10 protein-coding genes are annotated in these 12,863 nt (G+C 59.5%); 3 read left to right on the top strand and 7 right to left on the bottom strand.

Annotated features, from left to right (window positions below):
• Positions 1 to 41: 41 nt before the first annotated feature.
• The gene (locus AC2LD7_RS02555; RefSeq protein ID WP_484596293.1) at positions 42 to 275 is read right to left on the bottom strand and encodes a hypothetical protein; all 234 of its coding nucleotides are present in this window, start codon (positions 273 to 275) and stop codon (positions 42 to 44) included.
• 216 nt (positions 276 to 491) lie between these two features.
• Between AC2LD7_RS02555 and AC2LD7_RS02560 the strand changes: the two genes are divergently transcribed.
• Positions 492 to 1,346 (top strand): DMT family transporter, encoded by an 855-nt coding sequence (locus tag AC2LD7_RS02560; RefSeq protein ID WP_484596294.1) that lies wholly within the window; start codon positions 492 to 494, stop codon positions 1,344 to 1,346.
• 24 nt (positions 1,347 to 1,370) lie between these two features.
• On the opposite strand, the gene AC2LD7_RS02565 is transcribed toward AC2LD7_RS02560, so the two are convergent.
• The 5 genes from AC2LD7_RS02565 to fadB all read right to left on the bottom strand — a co-directional run bounded on the left by AC2LD7_RS02565 (position 1,371) and on the right by fadB (position 8,611).
• Positions 1,371 to 1,889, bottom strand: coding sequence for a DUF6586 family protein (locus AC2LD7_RS02565; RefSeq protein WP_484596295.1), 519 nt, complete (start codon positions 1,887 to 1,889; stop codon positions 1,371 to 1,373).
• A 144-nt stretch (positions 1,890 to 2,033) separates the two neighbouring features.
• Positions 2,034 to 4,643: a type I DNA topoisomerase gene (gene topA, locus AC2LD7_RS02570; RefSeq protein WP_484596296.1), complete on the bottom strand. Its 2,610-nt coding sequence runs from the start codon at positions 4,641 to 4,643 to the stop codon at positions 2,034 to 2,036.
• Positions 4,644 to 4,962: 319 nt separating this feature from the next.
• Entirely contained in the window at positions 4,963 to 5,190 is a 228-nt protein-coding gene (locus AC2LD7_RS02575) for a DUF1653 domain-containing protein (RefSeq protein WP_484596297.1), read from the bottom strand.
• Positions 5,191 to 5,271: 81 nt separating this feature from the next.
• Positions 5,272 to 6,447 carry an acetyl-CoA C-acyltransferase FadA gene (fadA, locus tag AC2LD7_RS02580; RefSeq protein WP_484596298.1) on the bottom strand — a complete coding sequence of 392 codons (1,176 nt, stop codon included), beginning with the start codon at positions 6,445 to 6,447 and terminating at the stop codon, positions 5,272 to 5,274.
• A gap of 16 nt (positions 6,448 to 6,463) precedes the next feature.
• Positions 6,464 to 8,611 (bottom strand): fatty acid oxidation complex subunit alpha FadB, encoded by a 2,148-nt coding sequence (fadB, locus tag AC2LD7_RS02585; RefSeq protein WP_484596299.1) that lies wholly within the window; start codon positions 8,609 to 8,611, stop codon positions 6,464 to 6,466.
• A gap of 450 nt (positions 8,612 to 9,061) precedes the next feature.
• Between fadB and AC2LD7_RS02590 the strand changes: the two genes are divergently transcribed.
• On the top strand, positions 9,062 to 11,095 hold the full coding sequence (locus tag AC2LD7_RS02590) for a S9 family peptidase (RefSeq protein ID WP_484596300.1): 2,034 nt from the start codon (positions 9,062 to 9,064) through the stop codon (positions 11,093 to 11,095).
• Positions 11,096 to 11,225: 130 nt separating this feature from the next.
• Positions 11,226 to 11,585, top strand: a complete 360-nt coding sequence (locus tag AC2LD7_RS02595) for a YgaP-like transmembrane domain (RefSeq protein WP_484596301.1) — start codon at positions 11,226 to 11,228, stop codon at positions 11,583 to 11,585.
• Between the two features lie 285 nt (positions 11,586 to 11,870).
• On the opposite strand, the gene AC2LD7_RS02600 is transcribed toward AC2LD7_RS02595, so the two are convergent.
• Complete coding sequence (locus AC2LD7_RS02600; RefSeq protein ID WP_484596458.1) at positions 11,871 to 12,863, bottom strand: succinylglutamate desuccinylase; 993 nt, start codon at positions 12,861 to 12,863, stop codon at positions 11,871 to 11,873.

The following is a 12,863-nucleotide window of genomic DNA, read 5'->3' on the forward strand; positions in this document are numbered from 1 at the left end:
CAAAATCCCGCCCAGCCGCAATGGCAACCGGGCAGTCCGCATCAGTGCAGCACATGCGGCCCCTCTTCCCGTTCGAATTCCCCTTCCGATACTCGCCCTGCCATCTGCACACCGACGCTGAACATTGCCTTGGCAATTTCGACATGCTGACCTTGCAGGAACTCCTTGGCATCGTCAGAGAAATCCAGCGTGACCAGCACGCCTTCGTCCTCAGCGCGACGCAGCACAATGCTGCCGTCGGGTAGCTCGACGATTTCCAGAAAAGACGTTGGCATGAGTCTGCTCCCCGTGAAAGGCGCGCATTGTACCAGCCGACCAGCGTGCAGACAGCCCTTGGCTTCTCGGTACGAGAACGATGCCATACCGCTTTCAGAGCGAGGGGGTGGTTGCCAAATGCAGGTGCGCCAAAGCTCAACGGCGCAGTAGGATGGCGTCTCATCGCCGTCCGAACAGCAGTCGGGCAGCGCCATTCGCCCCAAGGAAACTGTCGAATGACCGCCAGAACGTTGCTGCTGACAGCATTGGCCATGCTTGCCTTCGCGGGGAACTCACTGCTTTGCCGTGCTGCATTGCGTGACAGCCAGATCGACCCTGCCAGCTTTACCGCGTTGCGCCTGTTAGCCGGCGCTCTGATGCTGTGGTTATTGTTATTCCTGCGCAAACGACCTTCAGTGAAGTCCGGCAGTTGGTACGGCGCCCTGGCGCTCTTCGTCTATGCGGCAGCCTTCTCGTACGCCTACCTGCATCTCGATGCCGGTGCCGGCGCGCTGCTGCTGTTCGGTGCAGTGCAGTTGAGCATGATTGCCTGGGGGCTCACCAGAGGGGAGCGGCTGCATCGCCTGCAAGTGGTTGGGCTGTTTCTGGCAGGAGGGGGACTGGTCGCGCTTCTTCTTCCAGGCACGAGCACCCCGGCCGTTGCAGCTTCGTTGCTGATGGTGCTATCGGGCATCGCCTGGGGCGCGTATTCGCTATTGGGAAGAGGAACGCCAGATCCGCTGGCCGCAACAGCTGGAAACTTCATCCGCACGCTACCGATCACTGCTGTGCTTTGCCTGCTGGCGCTGGCCTCGCTCAAGTGGGACACGGCCGGTGTGATCTATGCGCTCTTATCCGGAGGGCTGACGTCCGGTATCGGCTATGCCATCTGGTACGCCGCGCTGCCCGGCCTCGCGGCTATACAGGCTGCCAGCGTCCAGCTGAGCGTGCCCCTTATCACTGCGCTGGCCGGCAGTCTGCTTCTCGGGGAAACCCTGACCGGCCGACTATTGATCTCCGGCCTCGCAATCCTGGGCGGCATCGCCTTGGTCTTACGGGTCAAGCACAAGGTCCCAACCAGAGCGGAATAGCCAGACGGTTTCGTGCTTAGGCCTTTACCATTCGGTAAGCGATTCCCGAAAGCGCAGCGCCAGATCCTTCATGTTCTGCCGCCAGGACTCGACTTCGGCATGCGTCAGTACCGGCGCTTCCTCGCCCACGCTGACCGCTTCGATCAATGGCATGGCTGGGTCGGTCTTGGCCTTGACGGGCGCGCTAGGCGGCTCGAACAGTGCCGCATGGGCCTGCAGCAATCGCGCAAGCCAGGTTTCGGAATGCTCGGCCAACTCGACCAACTCAGCCAGCTCTGGACTCGACGATGAATTCTGCGGCGAATGTGTAAGCAGCAACTCTGCTCGCGGCGCGTTCGCACCCGGCAGGCGATAGTAGCCGGCAATCTCGTGGCAAAGCCCCAGCAGTGCGCCGTACAGATGAAACAGACTGGCCTCACGCTCCGCCTGGATCAGCCCCGGAGCATTCAGCGCACCTTTTTCCTCGGCCCGTCGCCAGCTCTCAAGCGTCAGCCCGGCGAAATAGATCTTCTGATTGGTTCGGGTGTACAGCTCATGAGCCATAGCGGTCGCTCTCGTAGATCAGCAGGTAGCTGGGAAAGTATGGCGGCAGATGCAGGAATCGCAATCCGAACACTTGCCTTGGTCGAGGCTGAAGCCGCTTTCTCGTCCGGCGTTCAGCCTCAAGCGCCCTTATCGGCTGTTGATCTATTTGGCGCTCTTGTCTTCTACCTTCCACTTGCCGCCATCGAAGAATGCCTTCCAGCCCGTCGGCTTACCATTGACCTCGGTCTGCACATATTGCTCCTTGGTCTTGCGACTGAAGCGGATAACGGCTGGGCGACCTTCCGGATCCTTCTGCGGCGCACTTAACAGGAAGTGGTACTTCGGATCGATCTCATCCTTGTGCGGAATCAGCTCCAGCACCAGAGGCGCGCGGGTTTCGCGATTCTTCGGGAACTGGCTGGCGGCGAGAAACAGGCCGGACGCACCGTCACGCAGCACGTAAGTATCCTCGACCTTTTCGCACTTGAGTTCCGGCATCTTCACCGCATCCATCTTTGGCGGTGCCGCCTCGCCACTCCTGAGCAACTTGCGTGTGTTCTTACACTCGGCGTTGGTGCAACCGAAGAACTTGCCGAAGCGGCCCGTCTTGAGCTGCATCTCGCTGCCGCACTTATCGCATTCTAGACTCGGACCTTCGTAGCCCTTGATGCGGTACTGGCCCTGCTCGATCTCGTAGCCGGTGCAATCTGGATTATTGCCGCAAATATGCAGCTTGCGCGTTTCGTCCAGCAGATAGGCGTCCATCGCCGTGCTGCAAATTGGGCAGCGATGCTTGCCGAGCAGCACACGCGATTCCGACTCACCCTCATCGTCGGCAGCAATCTCGTCGCCAGGAATCAGATTGACCGTCGACTTGCAGCGCTCTTTCGGCGGCAGGCTGTAACCGGAGCAGCCGAGGAACACACCGGTCGAAGCGGTGCGGATCATCATTGGACGGCCGCACACCTTGCACGGGATATCGGTTAGCGTCGGCTGGTTGGCACGCATGCCGTTGTCGCTGGCCTCCGCCATTTCAAGCTTCTTCCTGAAATCGCCGTAGAACTCGTCGAGTACGTGCTTCCACTCGCGCTCGCCCTGGGCCACGTCGTCGAGGTTTTCTTCCATGCCGGCAGTGAAGCCGTAGTCCATCAGGTTGTTAAAGCTTTCTGAAAGTCGTTCGGTAACGATGTCGCCCATCTTCTCGGAATAAAACCGGCGATTTTGCAAGGACACATAGCCACGATCCTGAATGGTCGAGATGATCGCCGCGTAGGTGGACGGTCGGCCAATGCCGCGTTTCTCCATTTCCTTGACCAGGCTCGCTTCGGAAAAACGTGCCGGCGGCTTGGTGAAATGCTGGCTTGGGTCAAGCTTGAGCAGCTTCATCCCGTCGCCCTTGTTCATATCCGGCAGGACATCGTCTTCACCGCTTTTGCTCTGTTGCGGCATTACCTTGGTGTAACCGTCGAACTTGAGAATACGACCCTTGGCACGAAGTTCGAAGTTGCCTGCGGTAACGGTGACGCTGGTGGACAAATATTGTGCTGGCGGCATCTGACAGGCCACGAATTGGCGCCAGATGAGATCGTAAAGGCGCTCAGCATCGCGCTCCATACCGGTTAGCTGTGTCGGGCGCAAGTTGACATCGGACGGGCGAATCGCCTCGTGCGCCTCCTGGGCGCCTTCCTTGCTCGAATAAACAATCGGGTTGTCCGGCAGGTACTTCTTGCCGAACTCGTCCTCTATGAAGCCGCGCACCATAGTCACAGCGTCGACGGAGAGATTGGTCGAGTCGGTACGCATATAGGTGATGTAACCGGCCTCGTACAAGCGCTGCGCCATCATCATGGTCTTCTTCACGCCGAAGCCGAGGCGATTGCTAGCCGCCTGCTGCAGCGTTGAAGTGATGAAGGGTGCCGATGGCTTGCTGCTGGTCGGCTTGTCCTCACGCTTGGTTACGCTGTAGCTGGCGCCCTTGAGCTTTTCCAGCGCAGCCATCGCGTGGCTTTCATTCAGCGGCTTGAACGCCTCGCCATTCTCGCGGGCGACTTCGAAGCGGACCTTGGCCGGCTCGGCGGTGGCCAGATCCGCGTGCACTTCCCAGTATTCTTCAGGAACAAATGCGCGGATTTCGCGCTCACGCTCGACCACAAGCTTCACAGCAACAGACTGCACACGACCGGCGGACAGGCCGCGAGCGATTTTCTGCCACAGCAGTGGCGAAACCATGTATCCCACCACACGGTCAAGGAAGCGCCGCGCCTGCTGCGCATTGACCCGATTGATGTCGAGTTCGCCCGGTTTGGAAAAGGCTTCCTGAATGGCCTTCTTGGTGATTTCGTTGAACACCACCCGCTTGAAGCGGCTGTCGTCTCCACCAATCGACTCGCGCAGATGCCAGGCGATCGCCTCTCCCTCTCTATCCAAGTCGGTCGCGAGATAGATGGTGTCGGCTTCCTTGGCTAGACGCCGTAATTCATCGATGACCTTTTCCTTGCCCGGCAGGATTTCATACTTCGCTTTCCAGCCATGCTCGGGATCGATGCCCATACGAGTGAACAGCTGACGCTTGGCTTTTTCCTTCGGGGAAAGCACAGGGGCTTCGGTGGCGGCCGCCTTGCCACGCTTGGCCGGCTCCCGAGCTGCGGAACCGCTGGTAGGAAGGTCGCGGATGTGGCCGATACTCGACTTCACCACGTATTGGTTGCCCAAATACTTGTTGATTGTCTTGGCCTTGGCCGGTGATTCCACGATGACCAGCGATTTACCCATGGAGAGGAGAGTTCCTGAATCGAGAGGTGAACTGAGAAGTTTGATCGGCGGTGCCTAAACGTCGCGTCGCAACGCGATGTGCAGGTTGCCAGGAAAGAAGCGAAGCAGCGCTTTCCAGAGCTGCACAGAAGCATTCATATGCTCCGGAAAATCCTTCATATCCACGGCCAAAACCTATTGGCAGCTTGGCTGCCCGGTGGTTTTGTACCGCCAAAACAGAGTGGAGTCGCTTTTACTCTGTCCGAAAAGCACCGCTATATATAGTGGCGATAGCGCTGAGGTCAAGCGCAAGGGTTAAGCCAGCTTGCCCAGGCAGCGGTTAAAAGTGGCTGGGTTCGGCTTCGATCAGGGCGAAACGGGGAAGCGTTTCGCCGTCGACTTCTACCGTCTCGGTGAACATCGAAAGCGGGCGTACCCAAAGGCCGAAGTCCCCATATAGCGCCTGATAGAACACAACGGACTCTTCCGTCTCGGAATGTCTGGCAACCGCATAAACCCGGTACTCGGGGCCTTTGTAATGACGATAACGACCAGGCGTAACCTGCATGACCACTGCCTCTGGAAAAAAACGACATACCTATAAATGAAAACCGGGGCACGAGGCCCCGGCTTCTGTGTCCCGAACAGCTTAGACGCGTTCGAACACCGTGGTGATACCTTGACCCAGGCCAATACACATCGTAGCCACGCCAAGGGTGCCGCCGTTCTGCTTCATCACGTTCAGCAGGGTGCCGGAAATACGGGCTCCTGAGCAACCGAACGGATGGCCCAGCGCGATTGCGCCGCCGTGCAGGTTTACCTTCTGCTCCATCTTGTCGAGGAGTTTGAGATCCTTAAGCACAGGCAAAGCCTGGGCGGCAAAGGCTTCGTTGAGCTCGACGTAATCGATGTCGTCCATCGTCAGGCCGGCACGCTTGAGCGCCTTCTGGGTGGCCGGCACCGGGCCGTAACCCATGATCGCCGGGTCGACACCGGCCAGTGCCATGGAGCGGATCACAGCCATCGGCTGGATGCCGAGGTCCTGCGCTCGCTGCGCCGACATCACGATCATGCAGGACGCACCATCAGTAATCTGCGAGGATGTACCAGCCGTCACAGTGCCGCCCTTGGGGTTGAATGCGGGCTTCAGCGCCGCGAGGCTTTCCAGCGTAGTTTCCGGACGAATGGTTTCGTCATAGTCGAAAATCTTGAGGAAACCGTTCTCGTCGTAGCCCTGCATCGGGATGATTTCATCCTTGAACATACCTTCGACGGTCGCCTTGTGCGCCAGCCGGTGCGAGCGCTCACCGAACGCGTCCTGCTGCTCTCGGGTGATGCCATGCATCTTGCCCAGCATTTCGGCGGTCAGGCCCATCATGCCGGATGCCTTGGCGGCATACAGGGACAGCTGCGGGTTCGGGTCGACGCCGTGCATCATGCCGACGTGACCCATGTGCTCGACACCACCGACGACGAATACGTCACCGTTGCCGGTCATGATCGCCTGGGCGGCGGTATGCAGCGCGCTCATCGACGAACCGCACAAGCGGCTGACAGTCTGCGCGGCGCTGGTATGAGGAATACGGGTCATCAGCGAGGCCATGCGGGCGATGTTCCAACCCTGCTCCAGGGTCTGGTTGACACAGCCCCAGATCACATCTTCCACTTCGGCCGGATCGATTTTCGGATTGCGCGCCAGCACACCATCGATCAGGTGCGCGGACATGCTTTCGGCGCGTGTGTTGCGGTGCATGCCGCCCTTGGAACGACCCATCGGGGTACGGCCGAAGTCGACAATGACGACGTCTCTCGGATTAAGGCTCATTATCTCTATTCCTCGATTAACCGTAGAAGCGCTGGCCGTTGGCAGCCATTTCGCGCAGCTTCGCAGTCGGCTGATACAGCGGGCCCAGGTCGGCATACTTGTCGGCCAGTGCCACGAACTCGGCAACACCGATCGAATCGATGTAGCGCAGTGCACCGCCGCGGAAAGGTGGGAAACCGATGCCGTAGATCAAACCCATATCGGCTTCGGCGGCGGTCTCGACAATCTTGTCTTCCAGGCAACGGACGGTTTCCAGACACAGCGGGATCATCATGAAATTGATGATGTCCTCGTCGGTGACTTCGCGCTGCTCGTAAACGATCGGCGCAAGCACTTCCTGGACGCTCGCATCCACGACCTTGGCTGGCTTGCCGCGCTTGTCCATCTCGTAGCTGTAAAAGCCCTTGCCGTTCTTCTGGCCTAGGCGATTGGCGTCGTACAAGGCATCAACCGCAGTGCGGCGATCGTCCTTCATACGATCCGGGAAACCTTCGGCCATGACGTCGCGGCCATGGTGGCCGGTGTCCATACCAACGACGTCCATCAGGTAGGCCGGGCCCATCGGCCAGCCGAACTTTTCCATTACCTTGTCGATGCGGACGAAATCCACGCCTGCGCTGACCAAACGGGCAAAACCACCGAAGTACGGGAACAGTACGCGGTTGACCAGGAAGCCCGGGCAATCGTTGACCACCACTGGGCTCTTGCCCATCTTCTTGGCATAAGCAACGGTGGTAGCGATGGCGGTTTCGCTGGTTTTTTCGCCACGGATCACTTCCACCAGCGGCATCATGTGCACCGGGTTGAAGAAGTGCATGCCGCAGAAGTTTTCCGGACGCTTGAGCGCCTGGGCCAGCAGGCTGATAGAAATGGTGGAGGTGTTGGAAGCGATGATCGCGTCATCACGTACCAGCCCTTCGACCTCAGCCAGAACCGACTGCTTGATCTTGGGGTTTTCCACCACGGCTTCGACGACGATATCGACGTTGCCGAAATCGCCATAGGACGTGGTCGGGCGGATGGCGTTAAGCGCTTCAGCCATCTTCGCCGGAGTCAGACGACCCTTTTCGACGCGCTTACCGAGGAGCTTGGAGGCCTCGTTCAAACCCATCTGCAGGCCTTCTTCGCGGATATCCTTCATCAGGATCGGCGTGCCTTTGACCGCCGACTGATAGGCGATACCGCCGCCCATGATGCCAGCGCCGAGCACAGCAGCCAGCTTCACTTCACGGGCCTGCTTGTCATAGTTCTTGGCCTTTTTCTTCAGCTCCTGATCACTCAGGAAAAGGCCGACCAGACTCTGCGCAACCGAGGTCTTGGCCAGCTTGACGAAGCCAGCGGCCTCGACTTCCAGCGCCTTGTCACGACCGAAGTTGGCGGCTTTCTGAATGGTTTTGATCGCTTCGACTGGCGCCGGATAATTCGGCCCGGCCTGGCCGGCAACGAAACCCTTGGAGGTTTCGAAAGCCATCATCTGCTCGATGGCGTTGAGCTTGAGCTTGTCCAGTTTTGGCTGACGCTTGACCTTGTAATCCAGTTCGCCGGAGATGGCGCGCTTGACCAGATCCAGAGCGGCGGCCTGCAACTGATCAGGAGCAACGACCGCATCGACGGCACGAACTTTCAACGCCTCTTCAGCGCGGTTTTCCTTACCGGAAGCAATCCACTCGACAGCATTGTCGACACCGATCAGACGCGGCAGGCGCACGGTGCCGCCGAAGCCTGGGTAGATGCCCAGCTTGACTTCCGGCAGACCCACCTTGGCGTTGGTGGACATGACGCGAAAATCAGCAGCCAGGCACATCTCGAAACCGCCACCCAGTGCGATACCGTTGATGGCGGCGACCGTAGGAACGCCAAGGTCTTCAAAGTCGCTGAAGATCTTGTTGGCTTCGAGGTTGCCGGCTACCAGCTCCTCATCAGGCATCTTGAAGTTGTCGACGAATTCGGTGATATCGGCGCCGACGATGAACACGTCCTTGCCACTGGTAACGATAACGCCCTTGACCGAAGCGTCGGCCTTGATGGCGTCGACAGCGTGGCGCAGGTCGTTGAGGGTGAGGCGGTTGAACTTGTTGACGGACTCACCCTTGAGATCGAAATTCAATTCGACGATGCCGCTCTCAAGAGTCTTAACCGTGATGGCTTTACCTTCGTAAATCATCAACTGATCTCCACGGTATGGAAGCTGAACGTTACGTGTCGCACGTCTCCGGTCCGAAGACCTTCACCGATCTCGGTGAAACGACACCCACCGACACGATAAACCGGGGCTGACGGCGTTTGCGTGGCAAACGCTCGATTCATACGCCCGTTTGATTTGGGTGAGCACACCTTCATGCAAAAGCGATCCATTGTCAATCGACTAGCAAGCCGCTCGGATATGCTCGCCCCGCAACCAGACCAGTGAGACTAGCCAAGACCCCGGCGTGTGCGGTGTGTGATGCATCGATTTGCCTCATCGAGATCCATTCATGCAAATGATCTGAGCAGTGATGTCGCTGAACCCATGACGGTCCGCACCGTCACAAACTGACGATGCGCCTTGTACACTGGGCGCCGCAATTCTCACCTGCAGCTGCACCAGCCAGCCGCCACACCCCAGGAGTTCCGCATGTCCGTCCCCATTGCCCGCGTCGATAACGGCCAGGATCCTTACAAGTGGCTGGAGAATCGCGACGCGCCCGACGTACTCGATTACCTGAAGTCGGAAAATGCTTATCTGGAGAAGCAATTGCTCGACCAGGCTGATCTGCGCGAGGCGCTGTTTCAGGAGATCAAAGGGCGCATCCGCGAGACCGATCTGTCGCTGCCCTCACCTTGGGGCCCCTGGCTCTATTACCAGCGAACTACCGCTGGCGATGAATATCCACGTCATTACCGCTGCCCACGACCGGCCGATGGGTCGTTCAGCGTAGACGAGACCTCCGAACAATTGTTGCTCGATCCCAACGAGCTGGCGGCCGGCGGCTTTCTCTCGCTCGGCGCATTCAGCGTCAGCCAGGACCACAGCAAGCTGGCCTACAGCCTCGACACCCAGGGCGACGAAATTTATCAATTGTTCGTCAAAGACTTGAGTTCGGGTGAAGTCACTGCCCTGCCCTTCGATGATTGCGACGGCAGCATGACCTGGGCCAACGACCATCGAACCTTGTTCTTCGGCGAATTAGACGACACACACCGCCCACACAAGATCTACCGTCATCGCCTGGGCGAAACGGACCGCACAGAGGTGTATCACGATCCCGACGGTCGCTATTTCGTCCACTGCTACCGCGCCAGCTCCGAGCGCCAATTGGTAATCCTGTCCAACAGCAAAACCACCAGCGAAGCCTGGGTGCTTTCGGCCGATGAACCCGAAGACCGCTGGGTTTGCATGGCACCACGTCAAGAAAATCACGAGTACTATCCCGATCACGGACTGCTCGACGGCCAGTGGAGTTGGCTCGTTCGCAGCAACCAGACCGGCATCAACTTTGCGCTATACCAAGCGCCTGGGAGCACTCCGCAGCGTGAGCACTGGCAGGAAATGATCGCTCACCGAGAAACGGTGATGCTCGAAGATGTCAGCCTGAATGCCAGCGCCATCACGCTCAGCCTGCGCGAGTCCGGTCTGCCGATCATCGAGGTGCGGCCACAAAATGGTACGCCCTACCGCCTTCAGCTACCGGATGCGGCTTACAGTCTGCATGTGCACAACACGCTCGAGTTCGACAGTCCTGTCATCCGCCTGCGCTACGAGGCGCTGAACCGCCCCGCGCAGATTCGGCAGTTGAACCTGGCCGATGGCGAGCAGAAGGTGCTCAAGGAAACCCCTGTTGAAGGCCCCTTCGATGCCGACGCCTACGAAAGCCGTCGAATCTGGGCAACCGCCGCAGACGGCACCCAGGTGCCGATCAGCCTCGTTGGCCGCCGCGAGAATCTAGGTAAGCCCGCACCGCTCTACTTGTACGGCTACGGCGCTTACGGTCACAGCCTGGATCCCTGGTTTTCTCACGCACGGCTATCGCTGCTCGACCGTGGCTTCGTCTTCGCCATCGCCCATGTCCGCGGCGGCGGCGATTTAGGCGAAGCCTGGTATCGCGCCGGCAAGCTGGAGCACAAACCCAATACCTTCAGCGACTTCATCGCCTGCGCCGAAAAGTTGATCGCCGATGGCTACACATCATCACAGCAGCTGGCTATCAGCGGCGGCAGCGCAGGCGGCCTGTTGATCGGTGCCGTGCTCAACCTGCGCCCGGAACTGTTCGGAGCCGCCGTCGCCGAGGTGCCGTTTGTCGATGTGCTGAACACCATGCTCAATGCCGACTTGCCGCTGACGGTCACCGAGTACGACGAGTGGGGCGATCCGAACATTCCCGACGTGCATGCGCGTATCAAGGCCTACGCGCCCTACGAGAACGTTCGCGCCCAGGCTTATCCAGCCCTGCTCGCCGTTGCCGGGTACAACGATAGTCGGGTGCAGTATTGGGAGGCGGCGAAGTGGATGGCCAAACTGCGCGCGAGCAAAACCGACGACAACTTGCTCTTGCTCAAGACGGAATTCGGTGCCGGTCACGGAGGCATGAGTGGGCGCTATCAGGCGCTCAAGGATGTCGCGCTGGAATACACCTTCGTGCTGAAAGTGTTCGGAATAGCCGCGCGCTAATGTGACGGGGTGGGCCTGCATGCGGCGCCACCCCGCATTTGTACACAGCCGCGGATTGCCGACTTGCGGTGGGAACGGGCCTTGCACGCCGGGGTCACTTATTCACACCACTGTTTCGGAGTGATTACCCATGAACAGGACACCAAACCAGGCTTCGCAGAATGTGCACGGCTGGGAGCGCGCCGCATCAATTGCAGGCGGACTGTATTTCCTTGGCAAGGGACTTGGACGTGGCGGTCTAGGCGGCCTGCTTCAACTCGCCATGGGCGGCATGGCGCTGGCGCGCGGGGTATCTGGCCACTGCGAAGCCAAGCGGGTGCTGTGCGAGGTAAACGAGCAGGCCAAAATGGCCGAAGGCAACTCTCGGAGCATGCCGCTGGAGCGCAGTGAAGCCGACGACAAACGCCTGCGAACCAATGCCCAGGCGGCTACTGGCACCGCGGCGGTGACCGGTAACGATTCGCTCAGCAACCCGCCGATCGGCGTTTGATCCTGGCCGGCGCGCTTCCAGGGGGAGGCGCGCCCCGCGGCGAAGGCTTCTTGCCGCTCGTTCAAAGGCAAAAGCTTCGCCCCGAGGCGGGCCTCCCACAAAAGCCAAAGCCGGTACGTGGTACCCGAGCCCACTCCGAACTGCTTCCAGTGGGAGGCGCGCCCCGCGGCGAAAGCTTCTTGCCGCTCGTTCAGAGGTAAAAGCTCCGCTCCGAGGTCGGGCCTCTCAAGAATCAAAACGGCCAAATCCGACACCGAGCCGTTTTTCTTGAAGCGGCAGCATGATTCAATCGAGGGGCACCACAATCAAGCCGGCACGCTCGCCGATCGCGACATCGGCCAGCGGAAACAGAATGCGCGCGTCCTGCTCCTCAACCACCCAGAGCACGCCGTGTTCATCCTCGGCCAGCAAGGTACCGGGCGATACCGGCGCGAAGTTATCGATATCAGCCGGCAGACGCAGGACGAACTGTTCGCTGCGCTTGATGATTTCCCTGGCCAGCCGGAACTTCAATAGAGGTCGTACCGGGTTCTGGTTCTTCTGCGCAGATTCAGCCTCCTCGATCCAGCATTGGGCAGCGTGTAGAAACTCATCGAGGCAATCAGGCCAGACGCCATCTGGCGCTTCCGCAACTTCCAAGGTAAAGGCCTCAGCTCCATGGCGCGTCGCCGTATGAGCGCTAAAGGTCGCGGACGGCTTTTCCTGCACCAGCACCGCGTCGACCGCTGCATGCTGGAGGCGCTGCAGGCTTTCGGCAGAGGCTTCGCGTCCACCCACCCACGGACATACGGCGAACTGCGTCAATTTCGAGGCACGCATGGCCGAATGCAGATCGTAGTGCCAGCGTCGGCGACCCGGATCATGAAAGAAATCTGCCGCCAACGCTTCCAACTGCGACGCACGACGCGCTTCGTCGCTCGAATCATTCGCGTGTGCACTGCAGAAAAGACGATTCAGATCCCGGCCGATCAGGCGCACGCCCTGACGCATCGCGGGCACATTGCAAAACAGCAGAAGCAAGCGCGCACGAGGAAGTATTTCGCCGCGCCCGATCGCCCGCACCAGTCGGTCGAGCAGTTCAATCGGGACTATTTCACAACCATGTACGCCAGCGGACAGCACTAGATCCAAGCCTGCGTCTCGGCCAGCCGCCGGCGTCACCTCAAGCGTGCCCTCGCCCAGCCATTGCAGCCTGGCTCCGTCAGCCGTCCATTGGACCTTCTCACCGGGCTCGCGCCCGTCAAGGGTCAGCTCCAACAACCCACCGAGCGAGAGCAT

It is taken from the genome of Stutzerimonas sp., assembly GCF_982611455.1.